Origin of the sequence: Arthrobacter sp. zg-Y179, from assembly GCF_020907345.1 — a bacterium.
In the GTDB taxonomy this organism is placed as follows: domain Bacteria; phylum Actinomycetota; class Actinomycetes; order Actinomycetales; family Micrococcaceae; genus Arthrobacter_B; species Arthrobacter_B jinronghuae.
In genome coordinates this window covers 21,491-43,356 of record NZ_JAJJOB010000003.1, presented here as the reverse complement: position 1 = coordinate 43,356, position 21,866 = coordinate 21,491, and the positions used below count along the sequence as shown (strand labels likewise).

Sequence of the window (21,866 nt, the reverse complement as noted above, 5' to 3'; positions counted from 1 at the left end):
CGCGGCCCCACCCCCCCCGCGCCGACGGTGGGCCCGCCCGCCCCGGCGGGTGGGGGGGGGCGCGCCCCCCCCCACGGCCGGTTCCGGGCAATAGTAGTGCCGGGCCGGCAGCACACGGAGACCGTTACCGGCAATTCCGTACCGGCACCAAACGGGCGCGGCACAACGGGGGACACATTGGCAAAATCTGAGGCAGGAGTCTGGACGCTGCCTGCTTTCCGTGGTCTGTGGCTGGCCACCACGGCCGTGCACGCCGGCCGTGACGTCGCCGTGTTTGCCGTATCGGTGGGAATGATCTCCTTGCTCGGCGCTACCCCGTTCGAGGCCGGGCTGGCCGCGCCCCTGAGCAGCGCCGGGCCGTTGCTCTTCGGACTGGTAGCGGGGGTGGCTGTTGACCGGTGGGGGCAGCGGCGGACCATGCTCGCCATGACCTGGGTGCGTGCAGCAGCCTATGCCTGGGCCGTTGCATCGTTCTTCCTTGGCTGGTTGGCGGCATGGCAGCTGCTGCTGGTGATCCTGGTGGTCGGGATAGCCGACGTGTTCTTTATGGCCGCCCACACCTCGGTATTGCCGCGGCTGGTGGGACGGCACCGCATTGCGGATGCCGCATCTTCGCTGATGGCGTCCGAGCAGGTGGTGTCCCTCGCCGGACCTGCGGCCGGCGGGGTTCTGGTGCGGCTCCTGCCGGCACCGGCAGTGCTGACCGTAAGCGCAGCCACACAGCTGGTCGCCGCCGCAGGACTGGCCCGGCTGCCTCCGGACACCCCGGCCCCGCCGAAGACGGATCGGCCGGGCATCCGGGAATCCGTTGCGACGGGGGTCAGGTTCATCGCCGGTCATCGCGTTCTGCTGGCACTGATCATGACTACCGCCACGAACAACTTTGCCGCCGGGCTCTACCAGGCTGCCGAGTCCTGGTTCATCCTTCACGATCTGGCAATGGACCCGGCGGTCTTCGGCGCCGTCTGGTCCGTCAGTGCCGTGGGCGGCATCGTCGGTGCGGTGCTGGCCCCGCGTATCGGACGGGCCATCGGCCCGCTCCGCGCAATGCTGCTGGCAGCGCTGATGATGCCGCTGAACTTCGCGCTCGTCCCGCTCACAGCGCTCTGGCCGCATCTCGCGGTGCTGAGCATCGGGGTATCCTTCACCCTCTTTGGCCTGGCGCTTGGCCTGATGATGGTGAACAGCTCGGCCCTGACCACCGCACTGATCCCGGATGGTCTCCTGGCCCGCGTCTCGTCCACCCGCCGCACCCTCACCCAGGGCGCCGTCGTGCTGGGCGGTGTCCTCGGAGCGGTGCTGCTGGGCATCGTCGGTGCTGTGCCAACCCTCTGGCTGGCCGTGGCGGTGGCACTGGGCCAGTGCGTGTTCCTGCTGCGGATAGGAGTTCCCCGGCGGGGTGCGCTGCTGCCTTCGGAGCTTCACGCGGAGCCGGAGGCCCTGCCCGCCGGGCCGTGAAACGCACCGAGCCATGGCGGGCCGGATACCGGCCGTTTCCCATTCAATGAGAATCACTTTGCTGCTCCCCGTGTGCGGGCAGTCACACTGGGAGGTAGTGTCCGTTACAAAGTTTTCAAGGGAGAAATAGATGGGTGCAGAGCGCACTATCCTCAAGACGCAGGTCGGCATAGTGGGCGGCGGCCCCGCCGGACTGATGCTTTCGCACCTGCTGTCGAAGTCCGGCATCGACAATATCGTGGTGGAGAAGCGGGACCACGAGACCATCCGCACCACCCACCGGGCCGGCATCCTGGAGCACGGAAGCGTCCGCATGCTGACCGACACGGGGGTAAGCAACCGGGTGCTTACGGAGGGGTACCGCCACGAGGGGATTGACCTGCGCTTCGGCGGTGAGAGCCACCGGATCGATTTTGAAGACCTGGTGGGGGAGTCCGTGTGGCTGTACCCGCAGAATGAGGTCTTCACCGACCTGGCGGCTGCCCGCGAACGGGACCACGGCGATGTCCGCTACGGAGTGCGCGAAACATCCGTCACGGACCTGGCGACCGACACCCCGAAGATCCTGTTCACCGACAGCAGCGGGCGGGACTTTGAAATCCACTGCGACATCCTGGTGGGCTCCGACGGTTCCGGAGGAATCTGCAAGCGCTCCATCCCCAAGGAAGCGCGCACGGATAACTTCATCGAGTACCCCTTTGCCTGGTTCGGCATCCTCACCAAAGCCGCTCCCAGTGCCCCGGAACTGATTTATGCCAATTCCGACCGCGGCTTTGCCCTGATCAGCCAGCGCAACGACTCCGTCCAGCGGATGTACTTCCAGTGTGATCCGAACGAGGATGCGGACGCGTGGAGCGAGGACCGCATCTGGGACGAACTCCAGGCACGGGTCGACGGCCCGGACGGCTTCGAGCTGACGCGTGGCCCCATCTTTGAAAAGACCGTCCTGAAGTTCCGCAGCTACGTGTGTGAACCCCTGCGGTACGGCAACCTGTTCCTGGCGGGCGACGCGGGGCACACGGTTCCGCCTACCGGCGCCAAGGGCCTCAATCTCGCCCTGGCCGACGTGAAAGTCCTGTTCGAGGCCATTGACTCGTTCTACGCCACCAAGTCACCTGACCTGCTGGACGGCTACAGCGACAAGGCACTGCAGCGGGTCTGGCGTGCGCAGAACTTCTCCTATTGGATGACATCCATGCTGCATACCCGGGCGGATGCCAGCCCCTTCGAGCGCAAGCGTGCGCTGGGAGAGCTCAGCGGCGTCGTCTCCTCCCGGCACGGCAGCGCGTACCTGGCCGAGGCCTACACGGGATGGCCGCACGACTAGCGTTCGCATAACGAACATCTGTACATCCATCGAACAGGCGGTGTAACGTGGTCTCGACCACGTGGATGCTTGGAAATCCGGAGCGCGAAGGTGCGCTTCATTGAAAGGAAAACCCATGGAAATGGAAGAGAACCTTTTCTCGAACAGCCATGTCATCGAGAAGCTGGACGCGGCCGAGGCGTCGCAGGACCAGATCTCCGCTGAAATCGCCGCGGTCCACGCCGAGTACTCCAAGGGGGTGGACGACGGCGCCGCCGAGGAAACCCAGCCCCGCATCGACTTCCGGCCGTACCGCAGTTCCCTCCTGCGCCACCCCACCAAGGATCCGCACCACGTGGACCCCGAAACCATCGAACTGTGGTCCCCGGCCTTCGGCCACCAGGACGTCCACGCGCTCGAGAGCGACCTGACCATCCAGCACAACGGGGAACCGATGGGGGAGCGGATCATCGTCCGCGGACGCATCCTCGACGGCGACGGGCACCCGGTACGCAACCAGCTGGTGGAAATCTGGCAGGCCAACTCGGCCGGCCGCTACATCCATAAGCGCGACCAGCACCCGGCTCCGCTGGACCCGAACTTCACCGGCGTCGGCCGCTGCATCACCACCGACGACGGTTCCTACGAGTTCACCACCATCAAGCCCGGTCCGTACCCGTGGAAGAACCACTACAACGCCTGGCGGCCGGCGCACATCCACTTCTCGCTTTTCGGCACCGACTTCACGCAGCGCATGATCACGCAGATGTACTTCCCCGGGGATCCGCTTTTCGCGCTGGACCCGATCTACCAGTCGATTACCGACACCAAGGCACGCGACCGCCTCGTGGCCACGTACGACCACAACATCACCTCGCATGAGTGGGCCACCGGCTACAACTGGGACATCGTGCTCACCGGCAGCAACCGCACCTGGATGGAAGACGAGGACGCAGAGTAATGAGTGAGCAGAAGCTAACCGCCACGCCCGGCCAAACCATCGGACCGTTCTACGGCTACGCCCTCCCCTTTGAGAAGGACAACCAGCTGCTGCCCCCGGGCATGCCCGGCAGCGTCCGCCTCCAGGGCACCGTGACCGACGGCGCCGGAGAAACCATTCCGGATGCCCTGCTGGAAATCTGGCAGGCCGACGCCGACGGCAATATCCCGCAGCGGACCGGATCGCTGGTCCGTGACGGCTACACCTTCACCGGCTGGGGCCGCACCGCCGTCGACAATGCCGGCAACTACACCTTCACCACGGTCAACCCCGGCCCCACGGAAGAGGGATCTGCACCTTTCATTTCCTTCGTCATCTTTGCCCGCGGACTGCTCAACAAGCTGCACACCCGGATGTACCTGCCGGACGACGAAGAGGCGCTGGCCCGCGACGCCCTGCTGTCCTCGCTGCCGGAGGACCGCCGGCGCACGCTGATCGCCACCCGTGAAGCCGACGGCGGACTCCGCTGGAACATCAGCCTGCAGGGCGAGGACGAAACCGTTTTCCTCACCTACCCCGGGGCGTAACCGTGGGTGCAGCGGACAGTGCGGACTACGGTCTGCTTTCCCCGGCCTGGGCTGGAACGCCGGTCGCGGAACTGACCGGAGACCGACAGCTGCTCCAGGCCCTCCTGGACGTGGAACTCGAGTGGGTGCGCGTGCTGGCCTCCGCCGGTCTGGCCGATCCGGAGGCTCCTGCCGCGGTCGCCGCCGTCAGCGATGCCTCCCGGTACGACGCCGCGTCCCTCGCCGAGCGGGCGCAGGGCGGCGGCAATCCCGTGATTCCGCTGCTGGCCGACCTCCGGACCCAGGCACGGGAATCTTCGCCGAAGGCCGCGGCCGCCATCCACCGCGGAGCCACCAGCCAGGACATCATGGACACCGCCCTGATGCTGATGGCCCGCCGCGCCCTGGAAGTCATCCTGGCGGATGCCGACCGGGCCGCCGATGCCCTGGGGGCTACGGCCCGGCGCCACGCCGCGACCCTGTGCGTGGCCCGGACCCTGACCCAGCACTCGCTGCCCTCCACCTTCGGCCTGCGCGCCGCCCAGTGGCTGCACGGGGTGGGCAGCGCCGCGCAGGGACTGCGTACCGCCGCCGGCAACCTCCAGCTGCAGTGGGGCGGCGCCTCCGGAACCCTTGCAGCGGTTTCCCTGGCCGCCGGCTCCGCTGGCCCCGGGGCGGAGCGCCCCACCGCCTTCGACCTCACCGCACGCCTGGCACGCGGCCTCGGCCTGGCCGAGCCCCTGGCACCGTGGCAGACCAACCGGCTGCCGGTGACCGCCCTCGGCGCTGCGCTGCAGGACTTCACCGCCGCGGCCGGGAAGGTTGCCAACGACGTCCTGCTGCTCAGCCGGCCGGAAATCGGCGAGGTCTCCGAACCCCGCGCCGCCGGACGCGGGGGATCCTCCGCCATGCCGCAGAAGCAGAACCCCGTCCTGTCCGTCCTGATCCGCAGTGCCGCCCTGACAGCACCGGGCTACGGCATGCAGCTGAACGCCGCTGCCGCCGCCGCGGACGACGAGCGCCCCAGCGGCTCCTGGCACGTGGAATGGCAGGCCCTGCGCTCCCTGCTGCGCCTCGCCGGGGGAGCGGCCGCCAAACTGGCTGAACTGGCCGAGGGCCTGCAGGTCCACCCGGACGCACTGACCCGCAACCTGGAATCCGCCGGTCCGCTCGTGGTCAGCGAGAAAATCATGGCCGTGGCCGCCCCGCTGCTCGACGACGGCGTGCCCGGACGCGGCAAGGAAATCATCGCCGACACGGTGGCCCGCTCGCTGTCCTCCGGCGAGCCCTTCGAAGAGCTGCTGCGCGCTGCGGTCCCCCCGGAGGTCCTTTCCGATACGGAACTCAAGAGCATCCTCGACCCCGCCGAATACCTAGGGGAGGCCACCGCCCTCATTGAGCGGATCACCGCGGCCTACCCCGGAAAGCCCTCAGCATGAGCATTCCCGCAATTAAGGCCTCCCGCCTTTCCAACGCCGGCCCCGCGGCCCCCGTCCTGATCGCCGGTCCGTCGCTGGGCACTGCGTCTCTGCCGTTGTGGAGCCGGGCCGCCGCAGCTCTGGACACCTTCACCGTCATCGCCTGGGACCTGCCCGGCCACGGCGCGAGCCCCGCTGCAGGGGAATCCTTCAGCATTGCGGACCTGGCCGCCGCCGTCGCCGCGATGGTCACCGGAGCCCGCGATGCCGGAGACATTCCCGCAGACGTCCCCGTCTTTTACGCCGGGGTATCGCTGGGCGGCGCCGTCGGACTCCAGCTCGGCCTGGACCACGGGTCGCTGTTCGACGGCGTGGCCGTCCTCTGTTCCGGTGCCAAGATCGGCGAAACCGGAGCCTGGGAGGAACGCGCCGAAACGGTGCGGGTGCAGGGGACGCCCACCCAGGTAGTCGGCTCCGGGCAGCGCTGGTTCGCCCCGGGCTTTATGGACCGGGAGCCCGCTGCCGCCGCCGCCCTGCTCCACTCGCTGCAGGACGCGGACCGCTTCTCCTACGCCCTCTGCTGCCGGGCACTGGCGACCTTCGATGTCCGCGGGCGGCTGCCGGACATCACGGTCCCCGTGCTCGCGGTTGCCGGCGCCGACGACGTCGTCACCCCGCCGTCGTTCGCGCAGCTCATTGCCGACCGGGTGGCCAACGGAACCGCCGCCGTCGTCGACGACGCCGCGCACCTGGTTCCGGTGGAGCAGCCCGCCGTTACCGCACAACTGCTGAAGGACTTCTTCGGCGCCCAGTACCTCGAAGGGAAATAACGCAGTGATCGCAGACGCCAACAAGAGCCGGCAGGACGTGTACAACGAGGGCATGGCGGTGCGCCGCGAGGTCCTCGGCGGCGAGCATGTGGACCGCGCCAACGCCGGCAAGGACGAGTTCACCACCGACTTCCAGGACCTGATCACCCAGTACGCCTGGGGCACCATCTGGACCCGGCCCGGCCTGCCGCGCACCATGCGCAGCGCCATCACGCTGACGGCGCTGATCGCCCACGGCCACCTGGAGGAGTTCGCCATGCATGTCCGGGCCGCGCTGCGCAACGGCCTGGACCGCGACGAGATCAAGGAGATCGTGCTGCAGTCCGCCATCTACTGCGGCGTCCCCTCCGCCAACTCCGCCTTCAAAGTAGCCCAGGGCGTCTTCCGCGAGATCGACGCCGCAGCCTGAGCCTCAGTCCGTCCCGACTGCCAATTTCCAGTTTTCGCTTTCCAGTTCAAGGAGCACCGGTGAACCAGGCCTATATCTACGACGCAGTCCGCACCCCGTTCGGTAAATTCGGCGGAGCCCTCGCCGGCGTCCGCCCTGACGACCTGGCCGCCCAGGTCCTGAAGGCCTCCGTGTCCCGGGCGCCCGGCCTGGACCCCGAGCGGATCGACGAGGTGGTCTTCGGCAACGCCAACGGCGCCGGCGAGGAAAACCGCAACGTCGCGCGGATGGCCACCCTGCTGGCCGGTCTGCCCACCTCGATCCCGGGCACCACGGTCAACCGGCTCTGCGGCTCGTCCCTCGACGCGGCACTGATCGCCTCACGGCAGATCAACACCGGTGAAGCGGACCTGATGCTGATCGGCGGCGTCGAGTCCATGAGCCGCGCCCCCTGGGTGCTGCCCAAGAACGAGAAGCCGTATCCGGCCGGAGACCAGACCCTGGCCTCCACCACGCTGGGCTGGCGGCTGGTCAACCCGGCCATGCCGAAGGAATGGACCGTCTCCCTGGGGGAGGCCACCGAGCAGCTGCGCGAGAAGTACGGCATCACGCGGGAACGCCAGGATGCGTTCGCCGCAGCCTCGCACGCCCTCGCGGCAAAGGCGTGGGACGAGGGCAAATACGCGAACCTGACGGTCGCCGTCGACGGCGTGGACCTGGACCGGGATGAAAGCATCCGCGCCGGCTCCACGGTCGAGAAGCTCGCCACGCTGCGCACCGTGTTCCGGCCGGCGTCGGAGGACGTCTCCGGCGGCACCGTCACCGCCGGTAACGCTTCCCCCCTGAACGACGGCGCCTCCGCTGCCTGGCTGGGCAGCGAAAACGCCGCCGGCATCCTCGGCCTGGATCCGCTGGCCCGGATCGCCGGCCGCGGCGCCGCAGCCAACGAGCCGCAGTACTTCGGTTACGCCCCGGTGGAAGCGGCCAACACGGCGCTGAAGCGGGCCGGCATCAGCTGGAGCGACGTCGGCGCGATTGAACTCAACGAGGCCTTCGCAGCCCAGTCCCTGGCCTGCCTGGACGCCTGGGATGTCGACCCGGGCATCGTCAACGCCTGGGGCGGCGCCGTCGGCATCGGCCACCCGCTCGGCGCTTCCGGCACCCGCATCCTCGGCACGCTGGCCCGCCGGCTGCAGGAATCGGGTGAGCGCTGGGGCGTGGCCGCCATCTGCATCGGCGTGGGCCAGGGCCTCGCCGTCGTGCTCGAAAACGCCAACTGAGAATCCAGTAACCGAAGACGTAAGGAAAAACCGTGCTCAACATTGTGCAGGACGTTGATGAGGCCGTTGCGCCCATCCACGACGGCGCCACCGTCATGATCGGCGGGTTCGGCCGGGCCGGACAGCCCGTGGAGCTCATCGAGGCGCTGCTGCGCCAGGGCGCCAAGGACCTGACCGTGGTCAACAACAACGCCGGCAACGGAGAACAGGGCCTGGCCGCCCTGATCGGCGCCGGCCGGGTGAAGAAGATCATCTGCTCCTTCCCGCGTCAGTCCGACTCGCAGATCTTCGACGCCAAGTACCGCGCCGGGGAGATAGAACTGGAACTGGTGCCCCAGGGCAACCTCGCCGAGCGTATCCGTGCCGCCGGTGCGGGCATCGGCGGGTTCTTTACTCCCACCGCCTACGGCACCCCGCTGGCCGAAGGCAAGGAAACCCGGATGATCGACGGCCGCGGCTATGTCTTCGAAACCCCGCTGCACGCTGACTTCGCGCTGGTCAAGGCACTGCGCGCCGATAAGGCAGGGAACCTGGTCTACCGGAAGACCGCCCGGAACTTCGGTCCGATCATGGCCGCCGCTGCGAAGACCGCGATTGTGCAGGTCCGCGAAATCGTGGACATCGGAGAAATGGACCCCGAAGTCGTGGTCACCCCGGGAATCTACGTCAACAGCCTGGTCCGCGTGGACCAGGAGAAAGCGCCGGCTGCAGCATGAGCAACGGAACCGAAAAGCTGGGCAAGAACGACCTCGCTGCGCTGGTGGCGGCCGATATTGCCCCGGGGTCCTTCGTGAACCTGGGCATCGGCCAGCCGACCCTGGTCTCCAACTACCTTCGGCCCGAGCAGAACATCACCCTGCACACCGAAAACGGGATGCTGGGCATGGGCCCCGAAGCCACCGGGGAAGAGGTGGACCCGGACCTGATCAATGCCGGAAAGATTCCGGTGACCGAACTGCCGGGTGCCGCCTACTTCCACCATGCCGATTCCTTTGCGATCATGCGCGGCGGACACCTGGACGTGTGTGTCCTGGGCGCCTTCCAGGTCTCCGCCTCCGGGGACCTGGCCAACTGGCATACCGGCGCTCCTGACGCCATCCCGGCGGTGGGCGGCGCCATGGACCTGGCCACCGGTGCCAAGGACGTCTACGTCATGATGTCGCTGTTCACCAAGGAAGGCCTCAGCAAACTGGTGAAGGAGTGTAGCTACCCGCTGACCGGCGTCGGATGCGTCACCCGCGTCTACACTAATGAAGCGGTCTTCCTGCTGAAGGAGGACGGCGTCCACGTCCGCGACACCTTCGGAACCACGTTCGAGGAGCTGGCGGCAAAGATGGACATCCCGCTGATCCGCCCCGCGGCCGACAGCCAGCAGTAACCGACAACAAAAGGGGACATGTGAGCGAGACGGCATCGGCCAGCGACCAGTTCGTACAGTCGCTGGCCCGCGGCCTGACGGTGATCCGGGCCTTCGACGCCGACCACGTGCAGATGACCCTGAGCGAGGTTTCGCGCCGAACCGGACTGACCCGGGCCACGGCCCGCCGCTTCCTGCTCACCCTCGTGGAACTCGGCTACGTGCGCACGGACGGGCGGACTTTCGAACTGACCGCCCTGGTCCTGCAGCTGGGTTACTCCTACCTCTCCGGACAGTCCCTGCCCCAGCTTGCACAGCCGGTGCTGGAGGACCTGTCCAGGGAAATCTCGGAGTCGACGTCGGCATCGGTGCTGGACGGCGACGAGATCGTCTACATTGCCCGGATCCATACCCGGCGGCTGATGACCGTCGGTATCAGCGTGGGGACCCGGTTCCCGGCCTACGCCACCTCCATGGGCAGGGTCCTGCTTGCAGGGCTCCCCGAAGACAGGTTCGACGATTACCTGTCCAAAGCCAGCCTGAGTCCCTTGACGGAGCGCACGGTCACGGACCCGGACCGGCTGCGTACCCTCGTGGCGCGGGCACGGGAACAGGGCTGGGCCATCGTGGACCAGGAACTGGAACTGGGGCTGCGGTCCGTGGCCGTTCCCGTCCTGGACCCGCGGGGAAACGTGGTCGCGGCCCTGAACACGTCGATGCAGGCGACCATGGGGCTTACTCTGGAAGAGGCGGCCGCACGAGTGCTGCCGCACCTGCAGCAGGCTTCGGCCACGATTACCTCGGCCCTGAGTGCCCGCAGCTAGTGACGCTGCTCGCACTTTCGTCCGGGAGCCGTTAAGTCTGCTAGACTGAAAACCAATTGTTTGTGTGGCAGTGGATGAAGGCCGCTCGCGTGCCCTCCGTGGTGAGATACTCGGAGGAATGCATTCCGTAAGGAATGGGCGGGCCTGTTTCCGGGTTGCGGGGTCCTTGCGCAACGAATGCCACACTTTTGCACGCCTACGGTCGCTTTCGGCGAGAATATCGGAACTTCTCGGGGCATTGCGGCAACGACTTGAAGCGCGCCGCCCCTTTAGTTGGTTTCAGCCGGCAGCGGGGCGGGGCAACCAGAGAATTATCTCGAGAAAAAACGGAGAACACGAAAGTGCCTACGATTCAGCAGCTGGTCCGCAAGGGCCGCTCACCCAAGGTCTCCAAGACCAAGGCTCCTGCCCTCAAGGGCAGCCCGATGCGGCGTGGTGTCTGCACCCGCGTTTACACCACCACCCCGAAGAAGCCGAACTCGGCTCTGCGTAAGGTTGCACGTGTCCGCCTCAACGGCGGCATCGAAGTAACCGCTTACATCCCCGGTGTGGGTCACAACCTTCAGGAACACTCCATCGTGCTGGTGCGCGGCGGTCGTGTGAAGGACCTTCCCGGTGTCCGCTACAAGATTGTCCGCGGTGCCCTCGATACCCAGGGTGTCAAGAACCGCAAGCAGGCTCGCAGCCGCTACGGCGCGAAGATGGAGAAGAAGTAATATGCCCCGCAAGGGTCCGGCCCCCAAGCGGCCGCTCGTACTGGATCCCGTCTACGGCTCCCCGCTGGTCACGCAGCTGATCAACAAGGTTCTGGTAGACGGCAAGAAGTCCACCGCAGAGCGCATCGTTTACGGTGCACTTGCAGGCGCTCAGGAGAAGACCGGACAGGATCCGGTTGCAGCCCTGAAGAAGGCCATGGACAACATCAAGCCGAGCCTTGAGGTCAAGTCCCGCCGTGTTGGCGGCGCTACTTACCAGGTTCCGGTCGAGGTCAAGCCGGGCCGTGCAACTGCACTGGCTCTGCGCTGGCTGGTCGGCTACTCCAAGGCCCGCCGCGAAAAGACGATGACTGAGCGTCTGCGCAACGAAATCCTGGACGCTTCCAACGGTCTTGGTGCAGCTGTGAAGCGCCGCGAGGACACCCACAAGATGGCCGAGTCCAACAAGGCCTTCGCCCACTACCGCTGGTAATACGCCAAGCTGACGGCAGCCGTTGAAGGCCCTGTGGCCCGCATTTGCGGGCCGCAGGGCTTCAGCCGGATAAGCGCCGTTGACGGAAGCAACCAAAAAAGGGAGAAACCGTGGCACTTGACGTGCTTACCGACCTGAATAAGGTCCGCAACATCGGCATCATGGCCCACATTGATGCCGGCAAGACAACCACCACTGAGCGCATCCTGTTCTACACGGGTGTCAACCACAAGATCGGCGAGACCCACGACGGTGCGTCCACGATGGACTGGATGGCACAGGAGCAGGAGCGGGGCATCACCATCACCTCCGCAGCTACCACGTGTTACTGGGACAACAACCAGATCAACATCATCGACACCCCGGGTCACGTTGACTTCACTGTCGAGGTTGAGCGGTCCCTGCGCGTCCTCGACGGCGCCGTTGCTGTCTTCGACGGCAAGGAAGGCGTTGAGCCGCAGTCCGAGACTGTCTGGCGCCAGGCCGACAAGTACGACGTTCCGCGTATCTGCTTCGTCAACAAGATGGACAAGCTGGGCGCTGACTTCTACTTCACCGTAGACACGATCATCAACCGCCTCGGCGCCAAGCCGCTGGTCCTCCAGTTGCCGATCGGCTCCGAAAGCGAATTCGAAGGCGTCGTTGACCTCCTCGAAATGCGTGCACTCACCTGGCGCGGCGACGCCAAGGGTGACGTGACCATGGGCGCCAAGTACGAAATCGAGCCCATCCCCGCAGACCTGCAGGAAAAGGCCGAAGAGTACCGCGCACAGCTCATTGAGATGGTTGCTGAAGCCAGCGACGAACTGATGAACAAGTACCTCGAAGGCGAAGAGATCAGCATTGCCGAGCTGAAGGCCGGCATTCGTAAGCTGACCATCAACTCCGAGGTCTACCCGGTTCTGTGTGGCTCTGCCTTCAAGAACCGCGGTGTGCAGCCGATGCTGGACGCCGTCGTTGACTACCTGCCCAGCCCGCTTGACGTCCCGAACATCAAGGGCCACGACATCCGCGACGAAGAGGTCATCCTCGAACGCGCCGCTGATGCCAACGCTCCGTTCTCGGCTCTGGCATTCAAGGTTGTGACGCACCCGTTCTTCGGCCGTCTGACCTACATCCGCGTGTACTCCGGTCACGCTGCTTCCGGCGCCCAGGTCATGAACGCGACCAAGCAGAAGAAGGAGCGCATCGGAAAGCTCTTCCAGATGCACGCCAACAAGGAAAACCCGGTCGAGGAAATCACGACGGGCCACATTTACGCCGCCATCGGCCTGAAGGACACCACCACGGGCGATACCCTGTGCGACCTTCAGGAGCCGATCGTGCTGGAATCCATGAGCTTCCCGGAGCCCGTGATTTCCGTGGCCATCGAGCCGAAGACCAAGGGTGACCAGGAGAAGCTCTCCACGGCCATCCAGAAGCTCTCCGAAGAGGACCCGACCTTCCAGGTCTCCCTCGACGAGGACACCGGTCAGACCATCATCGCCGGCATGGGCGAGCTCCACCTGGACATCCTGGTGGACCGCATGCGCCGCGAGTTCCGCGTCGAGGCAAACGTGGGCAAGCCCCAGGTTGCCTACCGCGAAACGATCCGCCGTGCAGTCGCGAAGCATGACTACACGCACAAGAAGCAGACCGGTGGTTCGGGTCAGTTCGCTAAGATCCAGATCGCCATCGAGCCGCTGGATACGTCCGACGGCACGTTCTACGAATTCGAGAACAAGGTCACCGGTGGTCGCGTTCCGCGCGAATACATCCCCAGCGTTGACCAGGGTATCCAGAGCGCGCTTACTGACGGTGTGCTCGCCGGTTACCCGGTTGTCGGCATCAAGGCCACGCTGCTTGACGGCGCGTACCACGACGTCGACTCCTCGGAAATGGCGTTCAAGATTGCCGGACGGCAGGCTTTCAAGGAAGCCGCACGTATGGCAAGCCCTGTCCTGCTCGAACCGCTGATGGATGTTGAAGTCCGCACCCCTGAGGAATACATGGGTGAAGTTATCGGTGACATCAACTCCCGTCGCGGCCAGATGCAGTCCATGGAAGATGCAGCCGGCGTAAAGGTCATCCGGGCACACGTCCCGCTGTCCGGCATGTTCGGCTACATCGGCGACCTGCGGTCGAAGACCCAGGGCCGCGCCGTGTACTCCATGTCCTTCAACAGCTACGCCGAGGTCCCGAAGGCAGTTGCCGACGAGATCATCCAGAAGACGCGCGGCGAGTAAAACTTGGAGGGTGGACCGGTTTACGCCGGGCCACCCACCGTGTGCGGTCGGTCCGGGCTTCGGCCCGGACCGGGCGCATAGCCAGACTGAGCGGCCTTGCGAGGCTGCTGCGGAAATCGGCAATTTCATCAAATAAACAGCCCCAAGTAGACTTACATCAGTTTCAGTTGCGAAAAGCGCGGCTGGAGATTGAGTCTTCTAACTCTCTAGGAGGAACCCGTGGCGAAGGCAAAGTTCGAGCGGACTAAGCCGCACGTCAACATCGGCACCATTGGTCACGTTGACCATGGAAAGACGACGTTGACCGCTGCCATTTCGAAGGTGCTTGCTGACAAGTACCCTGATCTGAATGAAAAGCGCGATTTCGCTGCTATCGACTCTGCACCTGAAGAGCGCCAGCGCGGCATCACCATCAACATCTCGCACATCGAGTACCAGACCGAGAAGCGCCACTACGCACACGTAGACGCCCCCGGCCACGCTGACTACATCAAGAACATGATCACTGGTGCAGCTCAGATGGACGGCGCAATCCTCGTGGTTGCCGCTACCGACGGTCCGATGGCACAGACCCGCGAGCACGTTCTGCTCGCCCGCCAGGTTGGCGTTCCCTACCTGCTGGTCGCACTGAACAAGTCCGACATGGTTGACGACGAAGAACTGCTCGACCTCGTGGAAATGGAAGTTCGCGAACTGCTGAGCTCCCAGGACTTCGACGGCGACAACGCTCCCGTCGTCCGCGTTTCCGGCCTCAAGGCTCTCGAAGGCGACCCCAAGTGGGTTGCAGCCGTCGAAGAGCTCATGGAAGCCGTTGACAACAACGTGCCGGACCCCGTTCGCGACAAGGACAAGCCGTTCCTGATGCCGATCGAGGACGTCTTCACGATCACCGGTCGTGGAACCGTCGTCACGGGCCGCGCCGAGCGCGGTACCCTCGCCATCAACTCCGAGGTCGAGATCGTCGGCATCCGTCCGGTCCAGAAGACCACGGTTACCGGTATCGAGATGTTCCACAAGCAGCTTGACGAAGCATGGGCCGGCGAGAACTGTGGCCTGCTGCTCCGCGGTATCAAGCGCGAAGACGTAGAGCGTGGCCAGGTTGTCGTAAAGCCGGGTTCCATTACCCCGCACACCGACTTCGAAGCCAACGTCTACATCCTGTCCAAGGATGAAGGCGGACGCCACAACCCGTTCTACTCGAACTACCGCCCGCAGTTCTACTTCCGTACCACGGACGTAACCGGCGTCATCACCCTCCCCGAGGGCACTGAAATGGTTATGCCCGGCGATAACACTGAGATGACCGTTGAGCTCATCCAGCCGATCGCTATGGAAGAGGGCCTCGGCTTCGCTATCCGCGAAGGCGGCCGCACCGTTGGATCAGGCCGCGTCACCAAGATCATCAAGTAATTTGATGGTTTAGCCTGAACCTCATCGGTTCTTAGCAGGGCCCCGTTGCTTATGGCAGCGGGGCCCTGCTGCTTTTAAGCCCGGGTCCGCCCTCCGGCTCGTGCTGGGTCGAGTAAGCGGGCCACGGTGGTGCCCGCCGCCAGCCCCTGTTCGAAGGCACGGACCGCGTTCAGGCCCGAGGCGTCCAGGGCGCCGCCGATGACCGTACAGGGGATGCCGAGTGCGTCCAGTTGGAACCGGAGCGGGTTGTGCGGGACCTGCCCGGCAGCCAGGACGACGGCATCAGCCGGCAGGAGTGCCGTCGTGCCGTCCGGGTTCCGGACCCGAAGCCCCAGTGGGGTCACTTCCAGCGGCGTGGTCCCGGCCAGGGCCCGGACACCGGCAGCCCGGATTTCCTGCAGCACGGCCCACCGGGTGGACGGGCCGATGCCGTGACCGATCCGGGACCCCCGGCGCATTATGGTTACGTCCCGGGGACCGCCGGCCGCCGGGCCGTCCGCCCCTGCGTCCGCCAGCAGGAGTGAAAGGTCCACGGCAATGCCGCCGGCACCGATGATGACTACCCGGGGCCCCAGCTGTGCCGGGGCCGCGAAGACCTGCCGGTAATCCAGCACAGGGAGCAGGCCCATGCCCGGCAGACGAACGGTTCGGGGCCGGACACCGGTGGCCAGAAGTACGTGTGCATAGCGGGCCAATTGCGCGGCTTCGGGGGCGGTGCCGGTCAGGACGCGGACGCCGAGCCGCGCGAGTTCATGGGTGAAGTACCGGATGGTCTGCAGGAAGTCTGCCTTGCCCGGCACCTTGCCGGCCAGCCGGAACTGCCCGCCGATGGAGCTGTCCTGTTCATAGAGGTCCACCGGATATCCCGCCTGCGCCACCGTTGCGGCAGCCTGCATCCCCGCCGGACCGGCTCCCACCACGGCGACCCGGGCGGGGGCACTGACCCGCCGCCGGGGCGGCCGTAGCGAAAGCGGAAATTCTGTTTCACGGCCGGCCCGCGGGTTGACCAGGCAGGAGACTGGTTCTGCGCCCAGGGAACGGTCGATGCAGGCCTCGTTGCAGGCGATGCAGGTGTTGACGAGGTTCGATTCGCCGCGCCGGGTCTTGGCCACGATCGCCGGGTCGGCGAGGAAAGGGCGGGCCATTGAAACCAGGTCCGCATGTCCGGCGGCCAGGGCACGCTCCGCAAGCTCCAGTGAATTGATCCGGTTGCTGCCGATCACGGGAACGGGCACTCCCGCAGCCGCCAGCGCCGCACGGATTCCCCCTGCAATTTCCATCCAGCGGCCGTGCGGAACCATGCCCTGCACGGAGGGCACCCCGGACTCGTGCCAGCCGATGCCGATGTTGACCGCATCGGCCCCCTCCCGGGCCAGTGCCACCGCCAGGGCCGCCGATTCCTCGCGGGAGCTCGATCCGGTGACGAAGTCGGCTCCCGATGTCCGGTAGATGACCGGATAGCCGGGCCCGACCGCGTCCCGGACCGCCTGCAGCACCGCGAGCGGAAACGCCTGCCGGCGGTTCGGGTCCCCGCCCCAACGGTCCCGGCGCAGGTTGGTCAGGGGCGAGGCGAACTGGTTGATCAGGTAACCTTCGGAGCCCATGATCTCCACGGCATCGAAGCCCAGGGCGCGGGCGGCAGCGGCGCCCGCAGCGAAGTCGGCAAGCGTGTCCTCGATCTGCCCCGGAGTGAGCGCGCGGGGAAGCGTGCGTGAAAAGTCCGAATACACCTCCGACGGCGCGGCCGGACGCAGGCCGTATGTGCTTTCCCGGGCGTAGCGTCCCGCGTGGAACAGCTGAAGGGCGAGCCTGCCGCCCGCACCATGCACCGCATCGAGCATCGGGGAGACCCGGGCGGCGGCTTCGGGCTCATTGACCAGCAGGTAGTTGGGTCCGCCGGCGCCGGCGCGGTTCACTGCCGCGCCGCCCGTGACGATCAGCCCGGCGCCGGCGGCCGCCCGTTCGCCATAGAACGCGGCCAGCGCGCGGGGGTCGTCCTCCCGGTTCAGGTGCATTGAACCCATAACGATCCGGTGGTCCAGCTGCAGCCGCCCAATGGAAACGGGGGAGAAGACCCGGTCCAGCATGCCGGCGTCAGGAGCGGGCGGCGGGTGCCGCAGACGGATCGGGAGACGGATCGGGACGGGGCAGTGCGGCGTCGGCCTTCGCGCCCTGTGCCTGGCGGAAGATGCCGCGGGCAATCACCGTTTTCTGGATCTCATTTGTCCCTTCTTCGAAGCGCTGCGCCCGCGCGTCGCGGTATACCCGTTCGATGGGTGCGGTCTTCCAGTACCCGATGCCGCCGTGGACCTGCAGGGCCTTGTCCGTTACCCGGGTGAGCATGTCTACTGCGGTCAGCTTGGCCATGGAGGACAGGGACCCGGCATCGGGAACACGGTCCTGCCAGGCCGAGGCTGCATGCAGGGTCAAGGCGCGGGCGGCCTCGATATCGGCGGCGTTCTCCGCCAGGGCAAAGGCGATGGCCTGCCGCGCGGCGAGCGGTTTCCCGAAGGTGGTGCGCTCCAGGGCATGGTCGACTGCGAGCTGCTGGGCGCGTTGGGCCAGCCCCACGCAGCTCATCGCCACGGAGATCCGGCTGGGGGTGAGGAAGCCGCCGAGGGCAACGGCGAGTCCGTCTCCCTCCGCTCCGAGGCGGTTGGCAACGGGGACGGGAGTATCTCGAAAAGCCAGGGAGGCATGGTCGGTGCCGCGGACCCCCATGGTCTGCGAGGTGTCTTCCACCTCGACGCCGGGTGCATGCCGGTCCACCAGCAGCGCCACCGTTCCGGCGCTGCCGGAGGTGCCTTCCAACCGGGCAAAAAGCAGCCAGTAGTCGCAGCGCACACCGAAGGTGATCAGATGCTTGCGGCCGGTGAGGTAATAGGTGTCACCGACCCGCCGGACACGTGAGGTGATGTCCGCTCCCGTACCGTTGCCCGGTTCCGTCAGGGTGAAAGCAACAACCAGGTCTCCCGCCACGGACGGGAGGACGAACTTCCTTCGCTGCGCCTCGTCGGCATGCGGATTCATGGCACGCCAGGTGCCGTTGACCACGTGCACGATCATGCGGACCGAGGCGTGTGAACGGGAGAAGACTTCCATCAGGCCCATCCACTGGACAAAGCTCAGCCCCCGGCCGCCGAGTTCCGCCGGTGCCGCCAGGGAAAGGAATCCGGCCTCGCGGAGTTCCTTCCACAGGGCGTCGGGCACGGTGCCGCCGGTTTCGATGCGGTCGGCCCATTCCTCGCCGGGGCCCGTGACCCACTCGGTAACGGACGCGAGCAGGTCTCTGTATTCGTGGTCCGGGATGCTGCTGCCCCGTCCGTCGGCTGCGATGGCTGCAGTGCTCACTGGCTGCTCCGATCCGGTGTGCCCGGTGCCGGCGGTGCGCCGCCACCGGCGGCGGGGAAGCTGCGGGCCGTGTCCCGCAGCAGGAACTTTTGCACCTTGCCCACTGCATTGCGGGGGAGTGCATCAACCAGTTCGAGGCGTTCGGGCCAGTAATGCCTGGCGACGCTGTGCCGGTCGAGGAACCCGGTGAGATCCGCCAGCTGCGGGCGCGTCCCTTCAGCCGGGACAACAAAGGCGCAGGCCCGCTCGCCCAGCCGATCATCGGGCATGGCGGCCAGGGCAACATCCCGTACGGCGGGATGGCGGTAGAGGAGCTGCTCGATCTCTGCCACCGGGATTTTCTCCCCTCCGCGGTTGATAATGTCGCGAACGCGTCCGGTGATGCGCAGGTACCCCGCATCATCAAGGATGGCGGTGTCTCCCGTGCGGTACCAGCCGTCTTCGGTCAAGACTTCCTTGGTCAGGTCCGGACGGTCAAGGTAGCCGTCAAAGACGGTGGGACTGAGAAGTTCGAAGTTACCCTCCACTCCGGGCGGCAGGAGGAGGCCGTCGTCGTCGACAATCCGGGCCCGCACCCCCTCCAGTGCCCGCCCGTCGGTGCCCCACACCTTTACCGGTTCATCTCCGGGGGACGCCAGGGTGGCCAGGCAGGTTTCGGTGGTTCCAAACGCACCGCAGATGCCCGCACCCAGGACGCGTGTGGCACGCTCGGCGAGGTGCCGGGGGACGGCGGCACCTGTCGCGACGAAGATGCGCAGGCTGGGCGGAGCGGTGGTTCCCGCGTCCACGGCGGCAACCAGGTCGGTGAGGAACGGGGTGGCTGCCTGGACGAAGGTGGCACGCCACCCGCGCATGAGTTTCACGGCCCGTTCCGCGTCCCAGACCGGCTGCAGGATCTGCGGGCAGCCGAGTACGAACGAGAGCCACATTCCGTACAGGAAACCGGTCTGGTGGGCCAGGGGCGACGGGATGAAGACGGCGTCGTCGCTGGTGAGGCCCAGATGCGCCGCCTCCATGGCCGCAGCGCGGCTAAGCGTCCCATGGCGGTGAACCACCCCCTTGGGTTCCCCGGAGGTGCCGGATGTGAAAAGCAACTGCGCAGGATCCCCGGCGGTTGGTGCAGCACCGGGAGGGGGCACAGCCGCGGGGTTCGCGCGGCTCAGGACCTCGTCCCAGTCGTGGAACCGCGGGCCGCCGGCTACGGAGGGGAGGGGGCGGGACGACCCGGCATCGGGTAGCACGATCACATCCGCCAGCCGGGGGGCGGGCAGCGCATCGGTTCGGTCCGTGCGCTGCAGCAGCCCGGCCAGTTCCTCCGCCGGACGGCGTCCGCGGAACTCCTCCACGGCGACGAAGACGCGGGCACCGGCGCGGTGCAGTGCCAGCGCCACCTCCCGTTCCCGGAAGATCGGCATCACGGGCGCGGCGACGGCGCCCAGGCGCAGGACAGCCGCGGTGAGGATTACGAACTCGCTTCGGTTGGGGAGCTGGAAAGCCACCCGGTCACCCGGCCGCACCCCCAACTCAAGCAGTGCTGCGGCGACGCGGTCGGCCTGCGTGTCGAGTTCGGACCAGGTGAGGTGCCCCGATACCTGCGGGCCGCCGTCGACCACCGCTGTTTCATTGGTTCGTTCCGCAGCCCAGCGCCGCACCCAGTCCGGACCGGTGACGGCCGCTGCCGCCTCCACTGCGGCCGGTCCGGAAATGCTCCGGGGGCGGCTTCCGCGTGCGGTCCGGGCCGGGCGGCTGGGGCGGGGACGCTGGAGCACGCCGTCCTCGACCTTCATGTGCAGCCCGAACGTGGTCATGGCCGCCAGATATTCGGGGTAGGAAATGCGGTAGGCGTTTGGATAAGTGAGCGTACTGCGTCCTTCTGCGGCGGAAGCCGCCACCGCCAGGGACATCAGGACCCGGTGGTCATTAAAGGAGGAGAGATCCGCCCCGCCCAGGCTGCCGACTCCGCGGATCGCCAAGGTAGAGCCCTCCACGGTGAGGTCCGCGCCCATGGAGTTCAGCTGCAGCATGGCGGCCACCCGATCGGACTCCTTCATCCGCACATGGTCAATGTTGCGGAAAATGCTCCGGCCCCTGGCGAGGCATGCCATTACGGACAGCACCGGAAGCATGTCCGGCACCCGGCGGCAGTCGACGTCCACGGGTTGCAGGTCCAGGCCCTGATGGCGGACCTTCACCGCGCCGGCTGCCTGGTCGTAGTCCATGGGCACTCCCATCTGCGCCGCCAGGTCCAGGAAGTCAGCCTCGGGATGGTCGGATCCGGTTGAGGAGGTGGTAGTCAGCCCGGCCAGGGAAATATCTGCCGGATGCAGGGCCGCCGCCGCGAGTCCGAAGGCAGCCGACCCGATATCCGGGGGCAGCCGCAGGTCGGCGGGGACTGCCTGCTGGTCCGCCGGGATGCGGAAGCGCCTGAGGTCCTCGGATGGCTCCACCTGCAATCCGAAGCGAGCCATCATGGCGAGGGTCAGTTCCACATAGCTGGTTTCATTCTGCGGGCCCTCCACCAGCACCGTGGTTTCGGAGCGGGCAAACGGCGCCAGCAGCAGCAGGCCGGAAATCCACTGTGAGAGGGTCCCGGAGATATGGACTTCACCGCCGCGCGGCCGGCCGTGGGCAACCTGCAGGGGAGGGCAGCCGCCGTTCGAGGCGATGTCCACACCCATCTCGCGGAGGGCCGCCAACAAGGCACCGATGGGACGGCGCTGGAAGTATTTCTGCCCGGTGACGACGACGTCGCGTGTCCCCAGCGCGGCGAGTCCGGCCATGAAGTACAGCGTGGTTCCCGAGCTGCCGGCGGAGACAGTGGCACGCCGTGGGCGGTACGGCCCGCCGTGGACAATAAAGGTGTCATCCTGCACCTCTATTCCCGTACCGAGCTGCCGGAGCGCAGCCACCGTGTACTGCACGTGGCGGGCATCGGTCAGACCGGAAATCCGGCTGGTGCCCGGAGCGAGGGAAGCCAGTATCAGCGCCCGATGTGCGTGGTATTTGGAGTTGGGAACCTGCACGGTTCCGGTGATGCCGGAGTGCGTTCCAAGGACCGAAAGATACATGGCCCCATGGCCCTTTCCGTTCGTATGGTGCCTTCCCCCTGCCCCCTCGTGCGCCGACGCTACCAGTTCGTTATCCGGGCTGGAACAGCCTTTGCCGCAGATCGGCAGGCGGGGGACATTTCCGCCGGGGCCCGCTGCGCCACCGGCCGGGGCGGACGGGGATCCGGCGGTGCCCCTTGGCCTGCCCTGTGGCGCGGGCATCCGGGGACTATTCCTGCACAGGATGCCTGGGCGCGGCCGGCACGGAATGATGTACA

General features: G+C 66.6%; 18 protein-coding genes. 15 read left to right on the top strand and 3 right to left on the bottom strand.

Going from position 1 to position 21,866, the window contains the following annotated elements; genetic code table 11:
* Nucleotides 1-177: 177 nt before the first annotated feature.
* From LOC56_RS02090 to tuf, 15 genes are all read left to right on the top strand, one after another.
* On the top strand, nt 178-1,458 hold the full coding sequence (locus LOC56_RS02090; RefSeq protein WP_229950020.1) for an MFS transporter: 1,281 nt from the start codon (nt 178-180) through the stop codon (nt 1,456-1,458).
* A gap of 130 nt (nt 1,459-1,588) precedes the next feature.
* Nucleotides 1,589-2,785, top strand: coding sequence for a 4-hydroxybenzoate 3-monooxygenase (locus LOC56_RS02085; protein WP_229950018.1), 1,197 nt, complete (start codon nt 1,589-1,591; stop codon nt 2,783-2,785).
* 115 nt (nt 2,786-2,900) lie between these two features.
* Nucleotides 2,901-3,725, top strand: a complete 825-nt coding sequence (gene pcaH, locus LOC56_RS02080) for a protocatechuate 3,4-dioxygenase subunit beta (RefSeq protein WP_442860043.1) — start codon at nt 2,901-2,903, stop codon at nt 3,723-3,725.
* Nucleotides 3,725-4,291 carry a protocatechuate 3,4-dioxygenase subunit alpha gene (gene pcaG, locus LOC56_RS02075; protein WP_229950017.1) on the top strand — a complete coding sequence of 189 codons (567 nt, stop codon included), beginning with the start codon at nt 3,725-3,727 and terminating at the stop codon, nt 4,289-4,291. The genes pcaH and pcaG overlap by 1 nt, the downstream gene beginning before the upstream one ends.
* A gap of 2 nt (nt 4,292-4,293) precedes the next feature.
* Nucleotides 4,294-5,709 carry a lyase family protein gene (locus LOC56_RS02070; protein WP_229950015.1) on the top strand — a complete coding sequence of 472 codons (1,416 nt, stop codon included), beginning with the start codon at nt 4,294-4,296 and terminating at the stop codon, nt 5,707-5,709.
* Complete coding sequence (locus LOC56_RS02065) at nt 5,706-6,518, top strand: alpha/beta fold hydrolase (RefSeq protein WP_229950010.1); 813 nt, start codon at nt 5,706-5,708, stop codon at nt 6,516-6,518. Before LOC56_RS02070 ends, LOC56_RS02065 begins: the two co-directional genes overlap by 4 nt.
* 52 nt (nt 6,519-6,570) lie before the next feature.
* A complete protein-coding gene (pcaC, locus tag LOC56_RS02060; protein WP_229950024.1) occupies nt 6,571-6,927 on the top strand; it encodes a 4-carboxymuconolactone decarboxylase in 357 nt (118 codons plus the stop codon).
* A 59-nt stretch (nt 6,928-6,986) separates the two neighbouring features.
* Nucleotides 6,987-8,186 (top strand): thiolase family protein, encoded by a 1,200-nt coding sequence (locus LOC56_RS02055; RefSeq protein WP_229950007.1) that lies wholly within the window; start codon nt 6,987-6,989, stop codon nt 8,184-8,186.
* A gap of 32 nt (nt 8,187-8,218) precedes the next feature.
* Nucleotides 8,219-8,902, top strand: coding sequence for a 3-oxoacid CoA-transferase subunit A (locus LOC56_RS02050; protein WP_229950005.1), 684 nt, complete (start codon nt 8,219-8,221; stop codon nt 8,900-8,902).
* Complete coding sequence (locus tag LOC56_RS02045; RefSeq protein WP_229950003.1) at nt 8,899-9,564, top strand: 3-oxoacid CoA-transferase subunit B; 666 nt, start codon at nt 8,899-8,901, stop codon at nt 9,562-9,564. Before LOC56_RS02050 ends, LOC56_RS02045 begins: the two co-directional genes overlap by 4 nt.
* 20 nt (nt 9,565-9,584) lie before the next feature.
* A complete protein-coding gene (locus LOC56_RS02040; RefSeq protein WP_229950001.1) occupies nt 9,585-10,367 on the top strand; it encodes an IclR family transcriptional regulator domain-containing protein in 783 nt (260 codons plus the stop codon).
* A gap of 341 nt (nt 10,368-10,708) precedes the next feature.
* Nucleotides 10,709-11,083 carry a 30S ribosomal protein S12 gene (rpsL, locus tag LOC56_RS02035; protein WP_146361060.1) on the top strand — a complete coding sequence of 125 codons (375 nt, stop codon included), beginning with the start codon at nt 10,709-10,711 and terminating at the stop codon, nt 11,081-11,083.
* Nucleotide 11,084: 1 nt separating this feature from the next.
* Entirely contained in the window at nt 11,085-11,555 is a 471-nt protein-coding gene (gene rpsG, locus LOC56_RS02030) for a 30S ribosomal protein S7 (RefSeq protein ID WP_146361062.1), read from the top strand.
* A gap of 110 nt (nt 11,556-11,665) precedes the next feature.
* A complete protein-coding gene (gene fusA / locus LOC56_RS02025) occupies nt 11,666-13,780 on the top strand; it encodes an elongation factor G (protein ID WP_229949999.1) in 2,115 nt (704 codons plus the stop codon).
* Between the two features lie 219 nt (nt 13,781-13,999).
* Nucleotides 14,000-15,190 (top strand): elongation factor Tu, encoded by a 1,191-nt coding sequence (gene tuf, locus LOC56_RS02020; RefSeq protein WP_227918747.1) that lies wholly within the window; start codon nt 14,000-14,002, stop codon nt 15,188-15,190.
* A 74-nt stretch (nt 15,191-15,264) separates the two neighbouring features.
* Here tuf and LOC56_RS02015 read toward each other — a convergent pair whose 3' ends face one another.
* From LOC56_RS02015 to aroA, 3 genes are read right to left on the bottom strand one after another with little or no spacing between them, the layout of a single operon-like run.
* Nucleotides 15,265-17,277: an oxidoreductase gene (locus LOC56_RS02015; protein ID WP_229949997.1), complete on the bottom strand. Its 2,013-nt coding sequence runs from the start codon at nt 17,275-17,277 to the stop codon at nt 15,265-15,267.
* Nucleotides 17,278-17,284: 7 nt separating this feature from the next.
* The gene (locus LOC56_RS02010; RefSeq protein ID WP_229949996.1) at nt 17,285-18,541 is read right to left on the bottom strand and encodes an acyl-CoA dehydrogenase family protein; all 1,257 of its coding nucleotides are present in this window, start codon (nt 18,539-18,541) and stop codon (nt 17,285-17,287) included.
* Nucleotides 18,538-21,609, bottom strand: a complete 3,072-nt coding sequence (gene aroA, locus LOC56_RS02005) for a 3-phosphoshikimate 1-carboxyvinyltransferase (protein WP_229949994.1) — start codon at nt 21,607-21,609, stop codon at nt 18,538-18,540. Before aroA ends, LOC56_RS02010 begins: the two co-directional genes overlap by 4 nt.
* Nucleotides 21,610-21,866: the final 257 nt, after the last annotated feature.